Origin of the sequence: Halomonas sp. 7T, assembly GCF_025643255.1 — a bacterium.
In the GTDB taxonomy this organism is placed as follows: Bacteria; Pseudomonadota; Gammaproteobacteria; order Pseudomonadales; family Halomonadaceae; genus Vreelandella.
Map to the genome: position 1 here is coordinate 1,587,840 of NZ_CP087112.1, position 19,480 is coordinate 1,607,319.

General features: G+C 54.2%; 17 protein-coding genes. 13 read left to right on the forward strand and 4 right to left on the reverse strand.

Annotated features, from left to right (window positions below):
* Positions 1-9: 9 nt before the first annotated feature.
* The 10 genes from LOS15_RS07395 to LOS15_RS07435 all read left to right on the forward strand — a co-directional run bounded on the left by LOS15_RS07395 (position 10) and on the right by LOS15_RS07435 (position 12,789).
* Positions 10-5,046, forward strand: coding sequence for a DUF4214 domain-containing protein (locus tag LOS15_RS07395; RefSeq protein WP_263069232.1), 5,037 nt, complete (start codon positions 10-12; stop codon positions 5,044-5,046).
* Complete coding sequence (locus LOS15_RS07400) at positions 5,043-6,401, forward strand: hypothetical protein (protein ID WP_263069234.1); 1,359 nt, start codon at positions 5,043-5,045, stop codon at positions 6,399-6,401. The genes LOS15_RS07395 and LOS15_RS07400 overlap by 4 nt, the downstream gene beginning before the upstream one ends.
* Positions 6,398-7,213, forward strand: coding sequence for a hypothetical protein (locus LOS15_RS07405; RefSeq protein ID WP_263069237.1), 816 nt, complete (start codon positions 6,398-6,400; stop codon positions 7,211-7,213). The genes LOS15_RS07400 and LOS15_RS07405 overlap by 4 nt, the downstream gene beginning before the upstream one ends.
* A gap of 2 nt (positions 7,214-7,215) precedes the next feature.
* Positions 7,216-8,001 carry a hypothetical protein gene (locus tag LOS15_RS07410; protein WP_263069240.1) on the forward strand — a complete coding sequence of 262 codons (786 nt, stop codon included), beginning with the start codon at positions 7,216-7,218 and terminating at the stop codon, positions 7,999-8,001.
* Complete coding sequence (locus LOS15_RS07415; RefSeq protein ID WP_263069242.1) at positions 7,998-9,299, forward strand: WD40 repeat domain-containing protein; 1,302 nt, start codon at positions 7,998-8,000, stop codon at positions 9,297-9,299. Before LOS15_RS07410 ends, LOS15_RS07415 begins: the two co-directional genes overlap by 4 nt.
* Positions 9,299-9,541, forward strand: a complete 243-nt coding sequence (locus tag LOS15_RS07420; protein WP_263069244.1) for a hypothetical protein — start codon at positions 9,299-9,301, stop codon at positions 9,539-9,541. The genes LOS15_RS07415 and LOS15_RS07420 overlap by 1 nt, the downstream gene beginning before the upstream one ends.
* A 1-nt stretch (position 9,542) precedes the next feature.
* Positions 9,543-9,974, forward strand: coding sequence for a hypothetical protein (locus LOS15_RS07425; protein WP_263069246.1), 432 nt, complete (start codon positions 9,543-9,545; stop codon positions 9,972-9,974).
* Between the two features lie 145 nt (positions 9,975-10,119).
* Positions 10,120-10,317, forward strand: a complete 198-nt coding sequence (locus tag LOS15_RS16995; RefSeq protein WP_411537660.1) for a Com family DNA-binding transcriptional regulator — start codon at positions 10,120-10,122, stop codon at positions 10,315-10,317.
* Positions 10,268-11,059, forward strand: coding sequence for a DNA adenine methylase (locus tag LOS15_RS07430; RefSeq protein WP_263069249.1), 792 nt, complete (start codon positions 10,268-10,270; stop codon positions 11,057-11,059). Before LOS15_RS16995 ends, LOS15_RS07430 begins: the two co-directional genes overlap by 50 nt.
* A gap of 659 nt (positions 11,060-11,718) precedes the next feature.
* Complete coding sequence (locus LOS15_RS07435) at positions 11,719-12,789, forward strand: endonuclease/exonuclease/phosphatase family protein (RefSeq protein WP_263069251.1); 1,071 nt, start codon at positions 11,719-11,721, stop codon at positions 12,787-12,789.
* A gap of 30 nt (positions 12,790-12,819) precedes the next feature.
* Here the strand turns inward: LOS15_RS07435 and LOS15_RS07440 are convergent, their stop codons facing one another.
* Entirely contained in the window at positions 12,820-14,196 is a 1,377-nt protein-coding gene (locus LOS15_RS07440) for a class II fumarate hydratase (RefSeq protein ID WP_263069253.1), read from the reverse strand.
* Positions 14,197-14,543: 347 nt separating this feature from the next.
* On the opposite strand from LOS15_RS07440, the gene LOS15_RS07445 reads away from it, so the two are divergent.
* Complete coding sequence (locus tag LOS15_RS07445; RefSeq protein WP_263069255.1) at positions 14,544-14,918, forward strand: phasin family protein; 375 nt, start codon at positions 14,544-14,546, stop codon at positions 14,916-14,918.
* 75 nt (positions 14,919-14,993) lie between these two features.
* Here the strand turns inward: LOS15_RS07445 and hda are convergent, their stop codons facing one another.
* Together hda and LOS15_RS07455 are read right to left on the reverse strand one after the other, a co-directional pair.
* A complete protein-coding gene (gene hda / locus LOS15_RS07450) occupies positions 14,994-15,698 on the reverse strand; it encodes a DnaA regulatory inactivator Hda (RefSeq protein WP_263069257.1) in 705 nt (234 codons plus the stop codon).
* The gene (locus LOS15_RS07455; protein ID WP_263069259.1) at positions 15,695-16,807 is read right to left on the reverse strand and encodes an AI-2E family transporter; all 1,113 of its coding nucleotides are present in this window, start codon (positions 16,805-16,807) and stop codon (positions 15,695-15,697) included. Before LOS15_RS07455 ends, hda begins: the two co-directional genes overlap by 4 nt.
* A gap of 200 nt (positions 16,808-17,007) precedes the next feature.
* Here LOS15_RS07455 and purM point away from each other — a divergent pair, with 200 nt between their 5' ends.
* On the forward strand, positions 17,008-18,075 hold the full coding sequence (purM, locus tag LOS15_RS07460; RefSeq protein ID WP_263069260.1) for a phosphoribosylformylglycinamidine cyclo-ligase: 1,068 nt from the start codon (positions 17,008-17,010) through the stop codon (positions 18,073-18,075).
* On the forward strand, positions 18,072-18,830 hold the full coding sequence (purN, locus tag LOS15_RS07465) for a phosphoribosylglycinamide formyltransferase (protein WP_263069261.1): 759 nt from the start codon (positions 18,072-18,074) through the stop codon (positions 18,828-18,830). Before purM ends, purN begins: the two co-directional genes overlap by 4 nt.
* Positions 18,831-18,910: 80 nt before the next feature.
* Here purN and dcd read toward each other — a convergent pair whose 3' ends face one another.
* Positions 18,911-19,477 (reverse strand): dCTP deaminase, encoded by a 567-nt coding sequence (gene dcd, locus LOS15_RS07470; protein WP_009723443.1) that lies wholly within the window; start codon positions 19,475-19,477, stop codon positions 18,911-18,913.
* Positions 19,478-19,480: the final 3 nt, after the last annotated feature.

Genomic DNA, 19,480 nt, shown 5'->3' on the forward strand with positions numbered 1-19,480 from the left:
GGCCTGGCTTTGAACAATAATCTAACGCTAAGCGTCACCCTCACTGGCGATAACCGTCAGTTGTCCGGCACCCTTCGAGATGCCCAGGGTGACGTGCGGGCATTCAGCACCACGACGGAGCGTGAAAGCCAGCGTGCAGAAACTGCGTTACAGGCACCTGGCCGCAAAGCGGGTACCGTTTCCGAGCATTTGCGCGGTGCTGGCCGAGAGGCCCGCGCCTTTGGTACCGAAACCGCCCAAAGTGGCCGCCAGGCAACGCAGGCACTTACCCAGACCGGTAATGAAGCACAGACAACGGCTGGGCAGCTCAATCAACTAAAGGCAGTAGCCGTCGGTGTTGGTGTCGCCTTCACTGCTATGGGTGTTCGTGATTTTATTAACGACACTTATGCAGCAGTTAGCAGCTCTCAACAACTACAGGCATCACTCAAAACCGTTACAGGCTCACTAGAGAGCGCCACTAACGCTTGGGATGAGCTGCTTGTTTTTGCGGCAGAGACGCCTTTCACGCTGGATCAATCAGTTCAGGCATTTATACGCATGCAGGCGTTGGGTCTAAACCCTACGCAGGAAGCGCTGCGCTCGTTTGGTAACACCGCCGCCGCCATGGGCGAAGACATGATGCGGATGGTAGAAGCCGTTGCGGATGCCACCACCGGTGAGTTCGAGCGCTTAAAAGCCTTCGGTATCCGCTCAGCGGTCGAGGGCGATCAGATCGCCTTTACCTTCCAAGGCGTAACAACCCGCATCCGTAACAGCGCGGCGGACATTAGCGCCTACCTACAGAGCATTGGTGAAAATCAGTTCGCCGGTGCTATGGCCGACCAGATGGCCACGCTTAGCGGTCAATCGGCCAACCTAGAAGACTCGATCTATCAGCTTTACCTAGCCGTTGGCGAAGCGGGCGCTACTCAAGCCTTTGAAAATGCTCTGAGTGGTGCTAGTAACACCGTTCAGTTCTTGACCGACAACATCGATGCGTTGGTGTCGGGTGCTGAAATCATGGCGGTATTGCTGGGCGGGCGCGTTGCAGTGGCTCTCGCTACCGTTACCGCTGCCAAGTTGGCGGCAACCCAACAAACTATCGCCTATCAATTAGCCTTGGCCCGCATGGCTGGCGTAAGTACTACTGCTGCCGCTGGGCAGGTGGCACTAGCAGGTGCGACACGCGCTGCAGCCGGTGCTCTTGCATTGGTGGGTGGGCCACTGGGCGCGGCTATGCTCGCCGGTGGTGCCATTTACTATTTCCGGGAGGAACTAGGCTTAGTCACACCTTCCGTGCAATCGGCAACAGACCGCGTTGACGACATGACCAGCGCGCTAGACGCGAACTCAGAAGCCGCGCTCAAAAATGCCAGGGCAATGCTTGAGGCTGAGCAGCAGTTTCAGCAGTTCCGTCAAGCCACATTAACAATGGAGGTAAACCGTCAGCGGCAAATTGTGGCGGATGAACAACGCCAGTGGGACGCCGTGGGCGGCCAGCAGGCATTCGGTATGGGGCAGGCTAGCGAATCACAGCAGGCGTTACGCGACCTTCAAGTTCAGCTAATGGATACCCGCAACGCGATTGATGCAGCTGGCGGTTCAGTCACTAAAATAGATGAAAAACTAGCGCAGCTTGAACGCACAACACGCGAAACCATCACGCCAACAACAGACTTAGGTGATGCCAGCGAAACCACAGCCGCTAAAACCAACGAACTCACCAAAGCAACCGAAGCCCAAGCCTCCGCGCTTGAAGACCTGCGCAACCGCCTGATCCCTGGCCGTCGCGAGGTGGTCCAGCTAGCGCGAGACATGCAAACGCTAACGCTGGCCATCGCTACCGGCACCGGCAACGTCGCCCAGAACATCCAGATGATGGGGCTCCTACAGCAGCAGTACATCGAAGCCCAGAACGATACCGACGACCTGGCCGATAAAACTGTTAAAGCCGCGTTCACAATGGAAGGTGCGTTTGATGAGCTGCGCCTCAACGGCCTCCGGCGGTTAGACGACGGCTTTGCCGATCTCTGGCAGGGTGCGATCGACGGCAGCCTGAACGCAAGCGAGATCATGAAGCGGGTGATCAGTCAGACACTCGCTGAAATGGCGCATATGGCCATCACCCGCCCGATTACCGTGCAGCTCGCCACTAGTATGGGGCTGGGTGGCGGTGGCACTGGCAGCACCGGCGCGGGCGGCTTTGATTTATCACCCGGCGGCATTAGCAACGCCTGGAACATTGTGCAAAAGGGCTTTGGCGGTAACTCCATCGGTCAGGGCATCACCAGTGTAGCGCGCAGTGGTTATGGGGCATTGACCGGCAATGCCGTGTCCTATGGCGGGAGCGGATGGGCGAGTTCTGCGACAGCAGGTAACGCGTCTTGGCTCAACAACCCGTCAAATGTGAGCAACATCTCAATGGGCTTGCAGTCCATCGGCGGCAGCTATGTTGGTAATGAGCTGGGCAGCTCGATGTTTGGCAAACAAGCCAACTCGAATATTGGCTCCACCATCGGCGCGATAGCGGGATCTTTCCTGCCTATTCCTGGCGGTACGTTTATCGGCTCGACGCTAGGCGGGATGGTCGACTCCCTCTTCGGCAGTGGCAAAAAAACCTACGACTTTGATTTTAAGCAAGGTCAACACTCTTACGTTTTTGGTGACCGCACATCGGCGTTCGGTGACTCGGGCCTGACTGCACTCTCAGATTACAAAATCGGTGAGCAGCAGGACGCGCTTAACGACATGCTCACCGCCATGGCCAACTTTGACAATCAGCTTGCTGCAGCGGCGATACCTGAGCGCTTTGAGGCAATGAAAGCGTCGATTGATGGGTTCACGCATTCCGGCCCCGATGACCTGTTTGAAACCCGGCTGCGTCAAATGATCACCGGTGGCCAGGTGCTCGCTGCTGATGCCGTCGCCAGCATCATCGACCCTGAGCGTCTGAGCCAAGCGGCACTCGGAGCGTTGCAGCTTGAAGGCATCGGCCAGCAGCTTGGCGAGCAAGCGCTCAGCGACATCACCGCCGAAATTGAGCGCTTCAGCGGCGACAGCGTCGTCGATGCCATCACACGCATGACGAACGCAGCGATGGCCGCTGACCTGCTCGCCAGTGCCAGCCAAGGCCTAAACCTACAGTTCGACGTCACCGCCGCCGGTGCCGTTAACGCGGCGGGTTCTATTGCCGAAATGGTCGGGGGTATGCAGAACCTGACCGCCATCCAGCAGGGCTATTACCAAGCAGTGTACAGCGAGACCGAGCGCCTAAGCCGGTCACAAACCGACCTGCGTGCCGCGCTGGAAGGCATCACCGACCAAGTGCCTACCACGGTGGGCGAGCTGCGAGCACTCGTCGAAGCCCAGAACCTCAACGACGCCGCCGCTGGCGAGTTAGCTGTGCGCTTGATGGAGCTAGCCCCCGCACTTAAACAGACGAACGATGCGGTGCGCGATGCAATCACGCAGCAGTACCAAGACGCATTAGGCCGCGCTCCAGATGCAGCGGGCATGGACTACTGGTTTAACCAGGTCGCGACCGGCGCGCTGACGTTAGAGGATGCACTCTGGAACATCCAAAACAGCGTTGAAGCGGCAGCCAACGGTATTAACGTGTCGGCGGATGCGTTACGCGCTCAGGCTCAACTGGAGCGTCAGTTGCTACAAGTACAGGGCAACACAGCAGCACTCCGTCAGCTTGAGATCGACGAACTTAAAACCCTAAACGGCTGGGAAGAAGCGGGCCTTGTCACGCTGCAAGAGCGTATCTGGGCACTGCAAGACGAAGCGGCAGCCACTAGGGAGGTCGAGCAAGCCCAGCAAGACGCTCTCCGTCTGATTAGCCGTATTGATAGCGCTCGTGAGCGTCAGCTCAATGCAGAGCTGGGCGCGATTGAGACGCTGTCTAGCTTGTACAACTCACTGCAGCTTTCCAGCCAGTCGATTCTTGATCCCATGGAGCGCATGAACGAAGCGCAGCGACAGTTCGCCGTGCTGCAAGTGCGTGCTGAAAGCGGCGATACCGCCGCCGTCAGGGAGCTACAAGGCGCATCAACGGCCTATTTGGACACAGTAGCCGCGTACTACGGGCAGTCATCCGAGCAATACGCTCGTGTGTTCCGAGACGTAAACAGCTCAGTGAAAGATCTTGAGGGTCAATTCACTGAGTCTGTTAGCGAGTTGGAGACCATTGGAAACGCGCTCGACCGCGCCTCGCGGGATGCTCAGTTATCCCACAGAGAAGCGATGGGCGGCCTTCGCGATCTGCTGGAAGGCTTGCACTGGCTGCCTGAAGGGCTCGCCGCTGAAATTGACAAACTACTGAATGGGCAGTCGTCCGGTGGTTCGGTTGGTGGGGGTAGCAATTCTTCCGGTGACACTATTAGCGGCGATTACACCGACGCCACCATCGATAACATCCTCAACGGTCATCACGGCGTTGATAGCAGTGTCGCTAACTCAATCAATAGCGCGTATCGGGACGTTTTGGGGCGTGACGCGATAGGTTATCAGTTCACCAGCTGGGCTAGGTGGTTAGAGAACGGAACAGGGCGGGCCGCGCTTTTAGAACAAGCCATTGCCTGGGCTAACCTCCCCAGTGGCGGCGAAGATTGGTTAAAGGATGAAGGGTTATATGCCCAAGGCATGCCGCAGTTCGCCACAGGCGCATGGAAACTAGAAAGCGATCAGATGGCGATGATACATAAGAACGAGTTCATCGCCCCTGATCGCGGCGGCATCGCAGACGAGTTCCGCGCCTACGCTGCCGGTGACTATCAGGCAGAGCTGATGACTGAAATCAGTGGCATCAAGCGGTCACTGTCTATGCCAAATCTGCTGCGCACCCCTCTACCGAGTAGTGCCAACAGCCGCGCTGCTACCCCGCCTGCTATCAATCTGGAGCCGCTGACCCGTGAGTTAAACGCCCTTCGCCAAGAAGTAGCACAGCTGCGCAATGAGCGCCGACGGGACGCGGAGCACGCGGCTGGCCAGCGCAATGCTGCGCTTCGTGAGCAGCAAAAAACCAATCGCAATACGAAAACCAGGGTACCCACACTATGACAGAGGCTCAGTACGCTAACTGGCTGGCAGATCTGTCAGCCCCACGCATCGTGTTGTGCGAACTGGATTACGCGGGCGGCACTGAGTATGTGTCGACTCACCCATTTATCAGCAAGCCCACGGATAGCGCACCGAACCGCATCTACGATGACCTGCTGGTAGACGCCATCGACATTGAAACACGCATAGATGGGCTTATTTCGTTTGGCGAGATAACGCTGGTAGATGACGGCGAGATTAGCCACTGGGTAGATCGCGCCTGGCAGGGCCACGGTATTCGCTTATACCTCGGCGGCCCTGGCTGGAGCCGGGATGATTTCAGGCTCCATGCGGTCGGCATTAACGGCGGCATCACATCAGCGCGGCGCGGTGAAATCACGTTCGAGATGACTGATCAATCGGCGGTGTTTGACGAGCCTATCGATACCGGCTCACTGCCTGACGATGCGGGGCCGGTGCCGCTAGCGCTGGGGTCGGTGTACAACGCTCCGGCGTACCGCACTAGCGATGGCACCCAGTACGAGTACAAAGCGTCGTTTCTGCCCTGCCTATCGTTAACACCGAAGGAAGGGGGGTCGAGTGCTGTCACGGTCACGAATCACCCAACCGAGGGGCGCTTTGTTCTGGATGCCCCTGTAGCACTGGAACTCACTGTCGACATCGATGAGCAGCACAACACGCCGACAAAAATTGCCCAGTGGGTGGCCGATTACTACGGCAAAGAGGTCGCTGACATTAACCTCCCTGACGTTCTTGTTGGCTTGTACTACAACAGCGAAGTCACGGGTCGCCAAGTGCTTGACGCGCTGTGTGCGGGCTTGGGCGCATATTGGTATCTCAGCGCGTTGGATCAACTGATCGTTCGTCAACATGCTATCCCTGCGGTTGCCGATGTCACGCTATTCGACGACGACATTGAGTATGACCAAATCAGTTTATCTGAGACGCAATCACCCTGGGCCTCGCTAGTGCTTAACTGGGGTCGCAACTATTCACCCATTAGCCAGGTAGCGGGCGTCATCGAAGATGACAACGCAACGGAAGCCGCGCGCTTAAAGCGTGAGTGGAGCGAATCGAAAGCCGAGCAATCACTACCTGATTACCCACTAGCGGAAGACGTCACTCGTGACAGCTGCATTGCCCACTTGCTTGACGCTGAAACGGAACGCAACAGGTTGCTGGCTATTCGATCCGTGCGCCGGGACGTTTACGCCATTGATGCGTTCATGCCCGTGGTGGAGGTAGGCCAGTCCATTGCCGTTGACCACCCACGCCTAGCCGGTCGGCTGGGTCGCATTATCTCGGTTTCACGCTCGCCCACACGCGGCATCACATCTATTGAGGTTTGGGTATGAGCAACCTGCGCTTAATCATCGATAACGTTCACGACAGTGCTGTTCTGACGGCGACTAGCGAAGCGCTATCGATAGCACACACCCAGCGCTCAGGGCGCTCTTACCCCTGGCGGTCGGTGGATACGTCAACTCAGGTCATTGAGGGGACGCTGGCGAGCCTCACGTATCTCGACGCGATTGTTTTGTACCGGCACAACCTGTCGGCAGCGGCAACCGTTCGGATCGAGTGGCTTAACGATGTGGGCATCGTACAAGACACCGGGGAGCAATCCGCCGCTGAGTTAATCCCCCCGCCGCTGTTGCGGCTCGGTGTTGACCCGTGGGGCGCGAGCTACAACGACAAAATACCGGTCGCGGTGCAGCCGTACTGGATCACGCCTGATTTCGTGACGCGCTATCGCATTACCATCAACGACCCGGCCAACCCGGATGGCTATATCCAAATAGGGCGCATTATCGCGGGGCTGTCGTTCTCGCCGCGCTACAACTTTAGCTACGGCGTGAAGCTTGAGTGGGTCGAACAGGTGGAACATCGCCGCACTGAGGGCGGCTCGCTCCGCTCTATTGGAGGTGGTTTAGCGCGGCGACTGACGTTGGATCTGAATCATTTATCCGATGCCGACAGAACAACGCTCACGACCGAGCTGGTCAAGCGCGGCCAAGGGGCTGATGTATTTATTAGCGCCTACCCCGAGCAAGGCGGCATTAAAGAAATAGAGCACACACTGCTTGCACGGCGCGATGCCAACTACGCGCACACCCACGATTTTTATAACAACTGGCAGTCGTCTCTGCCGTTTTTGGAGGTATAGCGATGGCCGACTTCCCATTCATCGACTTTGGCCCTTACACATGGGCCGTGCTCGATAAAGACTACATCGTCAAATGGAACGGCAAACTGGTGGCGCTGAACGAGCTGCAAGCCAATATCGCCGCGTTCGGGCAGGCTGTTGAGCTTGAGCGCGACGCCGCCGTGAACGCTGCACAGTCGGCATCTGAGGATGCGCAGCAAACCGGATTAGATCGTGTTGCCACAGGCGAAGACCGGCAGCAAACCGGCCTAGATCGCGCTGCCACAGGTCAGGATGCCCAGCAGACAGGGTTAGACCGCACACATATCGATCAGCAGAAAGGCCTAGTGGATGCAGCCGCCCAGTCAGCGTCTGAGGATGCGCAGCAAACCGGATTAGATCGTGTTGCCACAGGCGAAGACCGGCAGCAAACCGGACTAGACCGCGCTGCCACAGGTCAGGATGCCCAGCAGACAGGGTTAGACCGCACACATATCGATCAGCAGAAAGGCCTAGTGGATACCGCTGCTCAGTCAGCATCTGAGAATGCTCAGCAAACCGGATTAGATCGTGTTGCCACAGGCGAAGACCGGCAGCAAACCGGCCTAGATCGCGCTGCCACCGCTGAGGACAGAGCAGCTACTCACGCATACGCGGAAGCCGTCACGAATGCCGTCGCCACGCTTCCCGATGGATCGATAAACGACGCAGTCATAGCGTCGGATTCAGCGTGGTCTTCCTATGAGGTGAATAGAAGGCTAGGCGATATCGGCGCCGTTCTTGATGAGATCAACGGAGAAGTGGCATGACGACCATCGCAGATAAACTGCAACTAACGCTCTCGACAAAAAACGCCATCAAACAGGCGCTGATTGATAAGGGCGCTGACGTTGGCGCTGTTCCGTTTGCCAGCTATCCCGCGCTGATTGGGGGGCTTTCTAGCGGTGGGTTCCCAATCGGCACAGTCGCCGACTGGAAGTTGGATCAAAGCTCTGAAGGGTGGCTGCCACTTGATGGCAGTTTGGTGAGCGAGGCTGATTGGCCGCTGCTCAAACCGCTACTGCCCAACAGCGATGGGTACTATGATTGGCCAGGAGTGGGTCTTACGGGACTGCCTGATTTTGGCACGCTTATTGCCCTTGTAAAGTTTAGCCCTAATGGTCAATTTCTTGCGCTGGCAACCTCTAGTAGCAGCGCTGGACAATCCTATAAAGTGATCAGAACTAGCGATTGGGCTGAAATCAATGTGCCAGCGTTTTCTCTAGGGTTTATATCTGCTTTGGAGTTTAGCCCCGACTCACAGTGGCTAGCTGTGGGTGGCAGCGCTGGAGCGCATCTAGCGGTAATTGACCTCAGCGCAGGCAGCTTAGTACCAAACACCCCTTCTATAAGCTCTGATGTAAAAGCCTTAGTTTTCACGAATGACTCGCAACAGTTGATTGTCGGTGCGCAAAACTCGCCTAGAATCCAAGTATTCAATACACAGGATTGGTCGCAAGTTGCTGGAGTTCCCGACGTTAACGGGAGCGTAATGGATTTTTCTCTCACCCCTGATGGCCAGCAGTTGGCGATTGTTCATTGGTACGCGCCGTTTTTTGTTGTTCTTAACACAAGTGACTGGAGTTTACAGTCAGGCACTCCGTCTTTGCCCCTCACCGGTAACACTCACGCACAGTGCTGTGATTATAGTCCCGATGGGTCCTATGTCGTTGTTGGGATTTACACAAGCCCCTATCTGCTAAAAATTGACGCGTATGATTGGTCGATCACTTCTCCGATAAGTTTATCTGGCTCTGTAAGTAGCGCTGCACACAGCCCGGAAGGGGACTATTTAGTTTTGCCCATTGCTAGCTCAGGGGGTGTTGTCATTGATACATATGCGTGGGAGGTTTTTGCTGACTTGCCAATCGGGACAGATCAGATGCGGGGCGCGTCTTTTAGTCCAAGCAAAGAATATCTTGCGCTTGCGCTCAGTAGAGGTAGCGGGTCAGGGCTAGTTGTGCTTAATATTTTCACACTTGCCCCTGAAGGCTTTTTCTACCTGCCGACCCTAGAATCTATCACCTACGGCAACGTAACAGTTCAACCGATGATTAAGGGGGAGTAATGGCGCTATATGACGTCGGTGATCTGATTTTGAGCGGTTACGACACAGCAGGTCGGTTAGTTTGCGATGGGAGTGCTGTGAGTGACACAGCGTATCCAGAGCTGCGTTCAGCCATTATTAACGCTGTTCCTCAAACGATTGAGGGCCAGACGCCGCCTCCCGGCTACTTCTTTCTACCAAATATCCCTGATAACCCCCATTACCCTAACTTGCCTGTATTGATACAAGCAGAGGAGGCTTAGCATGCTTTGTTATGAAATGGACGCACGCCGCGTATTTACAGGTATCAGTAAAGAGTTCGGCCCACGCGAGCCTATTCCTCGCAACTGGACGTACATTGAGCCGCCCGAGACAGATGGCTACGCCATTTTTGATGGCGTTAAATGGTTCACTCGGGATGAATATCCGCATCCACCAACGCCAATGCCAGAACCCGAGCAGCGACGTATCACGGTCGGTGCGTTCTACGACCGGTTCGGCGACCAGAAGTGGGCGATCCTTTCCAGCAGCAACCCGTTGGTAGCGGCGTTAATTCAAGATGTATCGGTTCGTCGCTTTATCGACCTGGACGACCCGCAGTTGCCTGGTGGGCTGGATATGCTGGTTCAAGCGGGTATTGAGGTGGATGTAGAGCAGATATTGACAGCGCCCGTGAAAGATCGGGAACGACTGTAAACTAGAGAGGAGTGACCACCTAAGGTGCGGACACACCAAAGGTGGCCACCAACAAGCAGATCAAGCCTGCGGGTCGGCCAAGACTCCCCTGCCTCGCGAGGCAAAGGCAGTCTAAGCCAAACGTTAGAACGTTAGAAGGCTTGACATGGTGTTAATTGAAATCCGGTGTAAGCAGTGTAACCGCAAGCTGGCCAACGTCAGCGACTACCAGTTCATCGAAATAAAGTGCCCGCGTTGCAGGCACCTAAACCAGCAGAGAGCCACGAGCTCCAAACCCCAACAGGAGATGCCTCGTGGCTACCCCAATCATTCCCTGGATGGGCGGCAAGCGCCGCCTCGCTGATCGTATCTTCCCGCTGATGCCGCCGCATCAGTGCTATGTCGAGCCATTCGCAGGAGGGGCTGCGCTGTTTTTCCTGCGCCCCTCACCTGCAGACGTCGAGGTGCTAAACGACGTCAACGGCGACCTCGTGAATCTATATCGTGTGGTGCAGAACCACCTGGAGGAGTTTGTTAGGCAGTTCAAGTGGGCACTCTCCAGCCGCCAAGTGTTTGAGTGGCTGAAGATGACACGCCCGGAAACGCTCACTGACATCCAAAGGGCCGCACGCTTCTACTATCTACAGCAGAACGCCTTCGGTGCCCGCATCGAAGGCCAAACGTTTGGCACCGCCACCACCACCCCACCAGGGCTAAACCTGCTGCGCCTGGAGGAGTCGCTGTCCGCTGCCCACTTACGTTTGGCCAGCACGTTCATCGAACACCTAAGCTGGCAAGACTGCATCGAGCGATACGATCGCACGCACACGCTCTTCTATATGGACCCGCCCTACTGGCAGACAGAAGGATATGGGATACGATTTGGCATAGAGCAGTACGAGGAAATGGCGAGCATGCTGGCCAAGCTGAAAGGCAAGGCCATTATCAGCCTCAACGACCACCCAGACATCCGCCGGATCTTTGCGGGCTACCACATCGAAACCACCGACATTCGCTACACCGTTGGCGGCGGCAAAGGCTCAGACGCCAAAGAGGTGCTGATCTTCAGTTGGGATGTGGCTGCAGAACCGGCGGGGTTGTTTTAACCAATAAGGGGAAAGTATGGAGATCGGAGCAGCAGTAACAGCTGTTAAGGGAGCACTTGATCTAGCACGGTCTGCCAGAGACGTGAATGATCGCGCACAGCTCAATGCAGCGATGAGCGACATCATGGACAAGCTAACAACAGCTCAGTCCGATCTCCTTGAGCTTCTGACTGAGCATCATAGGCTTATTGATGAGAACAGGGAGATGAGGCTGAAGCTCAGCCAAGAGGCGCGCTTTGATCAATATCGGCTAGAGAGAACCTCACAGGGTCATTTTATCCTGAGTCTCAGGGAAGACTTAGTCAGCACGGATAATCCACCTCATGCTATATGTCACGTTTGTCGTGAAAAAGGTATTAAGTCCATCTTGAATGAGGCTGAGCCCTTTTATTCATGTCCCACCTGCAAGTACATGGCTTGGAAAGTACCACCGGCTCCTGCAAGAGGGCGCTCTAGGAATGTAGTTCCATCATCACGAATCTAGCTCTGCAAACAGTGCCAATTATTGCGCGAAGTGTAGCTCGATGAGCATCTTTTGTTAGTGCCAAATGCGGCGCAAGGGAGTGCCAAATGCGGCGCGCGCTTACAACTTATCGCCTCTTACCGCTAAGCTGAAACATAGTTCAACGACAGCTAACGGTTAGACCAGGAGGTAAACCTTGCTAGGGCCTTTGCTAGGATGCATCGCCATCTCATTATTACTTGCAACGCTTATCGCCCGCGTTCCCATGCGCTGGTGGTGGGTGCGCAGTTTTGAATTTCCAAGGCTGCAAATTGCCACATTGGCGTTGGTATGCGGCTTAGCCAGCCTGTGGTTACTAGACGCAGAACCTTGGCGTACTGTAGCGGTTGCTGTTTCACTCGCCACGCTAGTGCTTCAGCTACGCTACATCTTGCCGTGGACAAAGCTCTGGCCTGTACAGGTGCAAACCGCTCACAACGCCCCTGAAGAGCAGATGATCACGCTGTTAATTGCTAATGTACTGACTCCAAACCGTCAGTCAAACACGCTCTTGACGATGATAACTGACCACCAGCCCGATATAATTCTCACGTTAGAGTCGGACCAGTGGTGGCAAGACCAGCTTGACCCAGCCCTCGATGAGCAGTGGCCTCATAGCGTTAAGATCCCCCTGGATAACCTGTATGGGATGCACCTCTACTCACGCCTAGCGCTAAAAAATACCGAGATCAAGTGGCTGATTCAGGACGACATACCTTCGATTCATACCCAGGTCGAACTTAAAAGCGGTCAGCACATTCGCTTATTTGCCGTTCACCCTCGTCCGCCAGCCCCCAGTGAAAGCGAAAAATCGCTATGGCGTGATGCAGAACTTTTATGTATTGGAAAAGAAATCCACCAAACTCCCAAAGCCACGCTTGTCGCCGGCGACTTAAATGATGTTGCCTGGTCTCGCACAACGCGACGCTTTTGCCGTACCGGTGGGATGCTCGACCCGCGTCGCGGCCGCGGCATGTACAGCACATTTCACGCTAATTACCCTATTCTGCGTTGGCCGCTTGACCACGTTTTTGTGTCAGAGCATTTCACGTTGGTAAACATGGAACGCTTAGACGCATTTGGGTCTGACCACTTTCCTATATTGGCCACCTTCTGCTATCGGCCCTCGCGCCAGGATGAGCATGAGACACCCGATGCCAGCGCAGAAGAGCGCCAAGAGGCGAAGGAAACTATTCAACAGGGCAAAGCGGAAACGCAAGAAACGTAGCTGCCCGCCCTGTTAACAGCTTAAAGAAGGCTATCCCGGTATACCGCCTTTGGTTAGTACCGCAGGATCTAATAAGTGCTCAAGCGTTGCGCGATCCAAGTCAGTTTCTTCTTCTGCGACGTCGATGATTGGCCGCCCAGCCTGATAGGCTTTTTTTGCCACTGCTGCCGCCGCGTTATAGCCGATCACACTATTAAGTGCAGTCACTAAAATAGGGTTTCGTGCCAACGGTCCCTGTAAATTATCGTCCCTTACACTGAAGGTAGCGATCGCGCGCTCAGCCAACAATGTGGCGGTATTACTCATTAATGTAATGGATGTGAGAAGATTCGATGCCACCAACGGGAGCATGACGTTGAGCTGAAAGTTACCACTTTGGCCAGCGACCGTTACGGCGGCATCCAGGCCAATAACCTGCGCTGCCGCTTGCGCGGCCGACTCAGGAATCACTGGATTTACCTTACCCGGCATAATGGAACTACCCGGCTGCAGTGCCTCAAGTTCAATCTCACCCAACCCTGCCAGGGGGCCTGAGTTCATCCAGCGCAAATCGTTAGCAATCTTCATAACCACACACGCCAACCCTTTCAACTGCCCCGATAGCTCCACAGCCGCATCTTGGGATGCCAAACTGGCAAAAAAGCTGTCGTTAGGCACAAAAGGGAGGCCCGTTTGCTGACTTAAGTCGCTAGCCATTAGCTCAGCAAACCCCTCCGGGGCGTTAATCCCAGTGCCCACTGCCGTGCCGCCTTGCGCTAATCGGCATAGCCTTATCATCGCACTATCAAAACGCTCAATGGCCTGCCCCACTTGGCTCGACCACGCGCCTAGCTCTTGATCCATACGCAGCGGCATGGCATCCATCAGGTGGGTACGCCCGGTTTTGACGACATGCGTCAATTCACTCGCCCGACGATCGATTGTTGCCTGCAGCGCGACCAAGGCAGGACGCAGCGTTTCATTGACAGCTATCGCGGCCGACAGATGAATGGCGGTTGGGATCACGTCATTACTCGACTGCCCCATATTAACGTGGTCATTGGGCGTTACTTCGACCCCCTCACGACTCGCAAGCGTGGCGAGCACTTCATTCACATTCATGTTGGTCGAGGTACCCGACCCGGTCTGGAAAACATCAATCGGAAAATGCGCGTCATGCTGACCCTCAATGACAGCTTCAGCAGCGTTTATAATCGCGTCTGCACGGGGCTTATCCAGCAAACCTAGCTGGCAGTTAGAGCGTGCAGCAGCAAGCTTTATCCGCGCCACAGCATGAACAAAAGCCGAGGGCATGGGGGTATGCGAAACAGGAAAGTTATTGATAGCGCGCTGAGTTTGAGCGCCATAGAGTGCATTTGCAGGCACTTCAAGCTCACCCATGCTATCCCGTTCAATACGTGTGTCCATCCTGGCACTCCTTAAGCACAACGACGTCGCTAGTGCCCGCTGGCTTCGCTAACGTCTTGCTTTCCAATGATTGATTAGTAATAGCGGTTACCCATATATTCAAGCCTAGCCCTACCGGCGCGTTTGGTAAATTCGTGCGCGCCTTCACTCTCACAGAGCATCTACATGTTTATAGCTTCACCTTACTCATATGTTGCACTGCACAAAATCCCCTGCTATGCTGCAACGCAAGATACAGAGATATCAGCTGCGGTGGATGCTTAACAAAACCGTTGCTGATCAACCAACACTAACGGCAACATCAATCAATGGGCCGACTAGTGAGCAATGGAACAGGAGTGTTTACCATGCAAACATTTAACACCAATGAAATGACTCAGCAGTTCGACAACATGTTTATGGCACCTGTACGCGCCTACATGACGCTAAGCATCGACTACTCTGAGAAAATGCTGAACGCGCAGCTTGATGCCAACAAATCCTACGTAGATACCGGTATCGCCCAAATGCGTCAGCTGATGAGCGTTAAAGACGCGAGCGGCCTGCGTAGCTACATGGAAGGCCAGCAGAAAGTTGCTAAAGAACTGGCTGAGCGTGTTAAAGGCGATGCGGATAAAGTCGTTGCTCTTCAGCAAGACTTTTTGCAAAAAGGTCAAAAGCTGACAGAAGATAACGTTAAGCAAGCACAAGCTGCTGCTAGCAAAATGAGCAAAACCGCTTAATTCATTACGGTTATTGACTTGTTTTCACTAAAACGCCCCTGCCAGATGACTGGCAGGGGCGTTTTGTATGGCGCTTTACCAATTAAGCGCAGACTTGACGAACGGAATCGTTAATTTCCGTTTGGCAGAGAGTGACGCCTGATCCAGCGTCTCAAGGGCACGACACAGCTCCCCTAGCTCACGTGGCCCACGATGCATAATGTAGCGCCCTACGTCATCGGGTAGCTGCATTCCACGTACGTTAGCGCGCAGTTTTAACGCCGCCAATCGTTCATTATCATCTAAGGGGTGTAAATGAAACGTGACTCCCCAGGTAAGCCGTGATGCCAAGTCAGGCAAGGCAACGTCTAATTGACGAGGTGGCGTATTAGCGGCGATCACTAAGGCTTTACCTGCATCACGCAGCCGATTAAAAGCATGAAACAGCGCTTCTTCCCAACGCTTTCGCCCTATCACATATTCAAGATCATCAATGGCGACAAGATCCAGGCGCTCAATATCTTCCAGCATCAGCGGAGGAAAATGCCCTAAGTCTGCCAATGGAAGATAAAGAGAGCGTTTATCTGCATCCGAGGCAGCATGACACGCCGCCTGTAAAAGATGACTGCGTCCACTCCCCGGCGCGCCCCATAAATATAAGAACGGCTCAGCATCAGAGTTAAGCTGTCGACTCAAGTACTCTGTTAATGAAGCATTTGCTGGTGAGGCATAGTAATTATTAAACGTCGCGTCGTCTCGCAACCCTACCCCAAGCGGTAGCTGTGCCGGTAATCGGCTCATGGTGACTCCCTTTCATCGTGACGACCCAGTCCATCGTTGTGATGTTGCTGTTCTATAGGACGTTGCTCGGCATCATAGAGAGCACTGCCTTTATAACGATCTTTAATTTCCCTTAAAAGCACCATAATAACGGCTGCGGCAGGCAGTGCTAATAATACGCCCGTTAAGCCGAAAAGATGCCCACCTGCCAGTACCGCAAAGATAACTGCAACAGGATGCAAACCGATCTTATCACCTAACAGCTTGGGCTGAAGTATGACACTTTCTGCCGCTTGACCGATACCAAATACCGCAATCACGCCCAGTACAGCCCACCACGTATCAAACTGGAAAAGAGCAACGATCAGTGCCACCACCAATCCCACGATAAAGCCCAGAAACGGCACAATACTAACAAGTCCGGACACAACACCAATTAGCAAACCAAAATTAAGCCCCATCAACGTTAAGCCAGCGGCATAAATAATACCCAAACACAGCATGACCAGTAACTGACCACGCAGGAAAGCTGACAGAACCTCATCACAGCGCTTCGCCAGCCGGGAAACATCATTTGTCCACTGGCGGGGAATCAAGTCAGCAAGGCTAGAGATCAGCCTGTCCCAATCAAGCAATAAATAGAACGTCACTACAGGAATCAAGGCAACGTAGGTAATCCAGGAGACAAAGGCCATACCGGAGCGACCAATTTGACTTAATGCCTGAGCGGCATAGCTGCCCGCATCCCGCCAATTTTCAATCAATGTTTCTCTCACATTGGTCAGCTCGCCCCCTAAGTCATAACCCGTCCACTCCTGCACTTGCGGCGCCAATATGTTTTCAACCCAGTTGAAAACACTCGGCAACGCCTCACCAAGCTGCTTTGTCTGCTGCACTACCAGAGGAATCAAAATCAGCAGACTTAAAATAAGAATCAGCAACAGAACTAAAAATACGCTACTCACCGCCCAGGTTCGATTCATGCCTAGACGCTGGAAATAATTGGTGAGCGGATCAGCCAAGTAAGCCAAGATTAAACCCGCGATAAATGGCATCAATACCGCATCTAATAAGTAGAGGCAGCCTATCAACACCACCAAAAACACAACGCCCCACCATGAATGTCGCATGCTTTTTATATCCCTCCTGGAAAGATGGTTAGCGCCCCTAGCGTACTGAATAGTAACAAAAGTAGCGTAATGAACCTCGGTTAACGCCGCACATCGATGCGGCTTACGTCTCTGGGTGTTACAATCCGTCCCGTTATCGCCCCAGCACTGGCCAATTCGCCAGCACTACCCGTACTGCTATAGGCTTCACAGGATCTGTCATGACCGATACCTCCACTTCTCAGGCTACTCCTTCACTCAGCTATAAAGACGCAGGTGTCGATATTGATGCCGGCAACGCGCTGGTTGACCGCATCAAACATGTTGCCAAACGCACGACACGCCCTGAAGTTCTGGGTGGCCTTGGCGGGTTTGGCGCACTGTGTGAGCTTCCCGCCGGTTATAAGCAGCCCGTACTCGTATCAGGCACGGATGGTGTCGGCACCAAGCTGCGTCTTGCCATGGACCTTGGCAAACACGACACTATTGGCATTGACCTAGTCGCTATGTGTGTTAACGATCTAATCGTTGCCGGCGCTGAACCGCTGCTCTTCCTGGACTACTATGCCACGGGTAAGCTGGATGTGGATATCGCTGCCGATGTCGTCACCGGTATTGGCGCGGGTTGCGAACAGGCGGGTTGCGCACTCGTCGGCGGCGAAACCGCTGAAATGCCTGGCATGTACGAGGGCAATGACTACGACTTAGCGGGTTTCTGCGTGGGCATTGTTGAAAAAGCCGATATTTTAGACGGCAGCAAGGTAGCGGAAGGTGATGTACTGCTGGGACTGGCCTCTTCCGGCCCGCACTCCAACGGTTATTCGCTGATTCGCAAAATTCTCGACGTTAGCAACACATCACTTAATGACACGGTGGATGGACAGCCCCTTGGCGACGCATTAATGGCGCCAACGCGTATTTATGTGAAGTCGCTGCTGTCGATGATGCGCGGCACGGATATTCCCGTTCACGCGCTCTCCCATATCACGGGAGGTGGTTTATTGGAAAATATTCCCCGCGTCCTGCCCGACACCCTCGCCGCTCACGTTGATCTCTCTACTTGGCAGCGCCCAGAAGTATTCAACTGGCTGCAAGCTAAGGGCAATGTTAGCGAAACGGAAATGCACCGCGTGCTGAACTGTGGCATCGGCATGGTTGTCGTCGTTCCCCAAGCCCAGGCTGAAAACGCCATGGCTCACCTGCAAGCCCAGGGCGAGACCGTTTATCAAATTGGTCAGATTGTGCAGCGCCAGGAGGAAGCCGTCGTATTGGAGAATCTTCGCGCATGAGCAGCACCGACCACACTAGCGAACCCTTCAAAGACACCATTAATGACATGACGCCTGAACCAACAGCGGCGCGGCGTATTGTGGTGTTGATTTCCGGCAGTGGCAGTAATTTGCAAGCGCTGATTGATGCACAACATCATGATCGGCTTGGCGGTGAAATCGTCGCTGTTATATCCAATGAGCCGGATGCCTATGGCTTGAAACGCGCACTGGAAGCGGGCATTGAGGCTGTTGCGTTACCGCATCGTGAATATGATAGCCGCGATGCATACGATGGAGCGCTGATAAAAGTCATCGAACGCCATGAGCCTGACTTGATTGTTTTAGCTGGCTTTATGCGCATTCTGACACCACGTTTTGTGCAGCGTTTTTTAGGTAAAATGCTCAACATCCACCCCTCTTTACTGCCGGCTTATCAGGGACTAAACACCCACGCTCGCGCGCTGGCAGACGGGGTAAAACAGCATGGTTGTAGCGTGCATTTTGTCACTGAAGAACTGGATGGCGGGCCGGTTGTGCTACAAGCAGAACTGAACGTCACGAGTGACGATAGCGTGGAGACGTTAAAAGAGAAGGTTCACGCGCGTGAACACCTCATCTTCCCCATTGCCGTCCAATGGTTTTTGCAAGGGCGCCTTCAATATAGCGCTGAACACGCCACGATGGATGGCCATCCACTTCCGCCCTATGGAATGCGCCTCTCCCATACAGATGCAGCAGAAGAGCTAGACGAAGAAGTGGACGAAAACACCTAAACGTCGCTGGTTTGACCATCAAAAAAACGCCTTACCGCATTCGCGCGTAAGGCGTTTTTCGTTTAGCTTGCGAGCGAATACTAAGTGCGAGGCAAGGTCACGCCGCGCTGCCCCATGTATTTGCCACCACGATCTTTATACGATGTTTCACACACCTCATCAGATTCGAGGAACAGCATCTGAGCCACACCCTCATGCGCATAAATCTTGGCCGGCAGGTTCGTCGTGTTTGAGAACTCAAGGGTCACATGCCCCTCCCACTCTGGCTCAAGGGGCGTTACATTGACAATAATGCCGCAGCGCGCGTAGGTGGATTTTCCAAGGCAAATCGTCAGCACACTGCGCGGAATACGAAAATACTCAACCGTACGTGCAAGTGCGAACGAATTCGGCGGAATAATACACACATCGCCTTTAATATCGACGAAGCTTTTGTCGTCGAACGCTTTAGGGTCGACAATAGCAGAGTGTATGTTGGTAAATACTTTAAATTCATCAGCACAGCGAACGTCATAGCCGTAGCTCGACGTACCATAAGAAATGACACGCTGATCATTTACATAGCGCACCTGCTCCGCTTCAAACGGTTCAATCATGGCATCGCTTTGTGCCATGCGACGAATCCATTTATCAGATTTAATGCTCATTTG

Bases quoted from the DNA above. Each gene is read 5' to 3' on its own strand.
- LOS15_RS07440 (WP_263069253.1), bottom strand. From the start codon at position 14,196: ATGGACACACGTATTGAACGGGATAGCATGGGTGAGCTTGAAGTGCCT.
- LOS15_RS07425 (WP_263069246.1), top strand. From the start codon at position 9,543: ATGCTTTGTTATGAAATGGACGCACGCCGCGTATTTACAGGTATCAGT.
- LOS15_RS07420 (WP_263069244.1), top strand. From the start codon at position 9,299: ATGGCGCTATATGACGTCGGTGATCTGATTTTGAGCGGTTACGACACA.
- LOS15_RS07445 (WP_263069255.1), top strand. From the start codon at position 14,544: ATGCAAACATTTAACACCAATGAAATGACTCAGCAGTTCGACAACATG.
- LOS15_RS07415 (WP_263069242.1), top strand. From the start codon at position 7,998: ATGACGACCATCGCAGATAAACTGCAACTAACGCTCTCGACAAAAAAC.
- purN (WP_263069261.1), top strand. From the start codon at position 18,072: ATGAGCAGCACCGACCACACTAGCGAACCCTTCAAAGACACCATTAAT.
- LOS15_RS16995 (WP_411537660.1), top strand. From the start codon at position 10,120: ATGGTGTTAATTGAAATCCGGTGTAAGCAGTGTAACCGCAAGCTGGCC.
- LOS15_RS07410 (WP_263069240.1), top strand. From the start codon at position 7,216: ATGGCCGACTTCCCATTCATCGACTTTGGCCCTTACACATGGGCCGTG.
- LOS15_RS07400 (WP_263069234.1), top strand. From the start codon at position 5,043: ATGACAGAGGCTCAGTACGCTAACTGGCTGGCAGATCTGTCAGCCCCA.
- LOS15_RS07455 (WP_263069259.1), bottom strand. From the start codon at position 16,807: ATGCGACATTCATGGTGGGGCGTTGTGTTTTTGGTGGTGTTGATAGGC.
- dcd (WP_009723443.1), bottom strand. From the start codon at position 19,477: ATGAGCATTAAATCTGATAAATGGATTCGTCGCATGGCACAAAGCGAT.
- purM (WP_263069260.1), top strand. From the start codon at position 17,008: ATGACCGATACCTCCACTTCTCAGGCTACTCCTTCACTCAGCTATAAA.
- LOS15_RS07405 (WP_263069237.1), top strand. From the start codon at position 6,398: ATGAGCAACCTGCGCTTAATCATCGATAACGTTCACGACAGTGCTGTT.
- hda (WP_263069257.1), bottom strand. From the start codon at position 15,698: ATGAGCCGATTACCGGCACAGCTACCGCTTGGGGTAGGGTTGCGAGAC.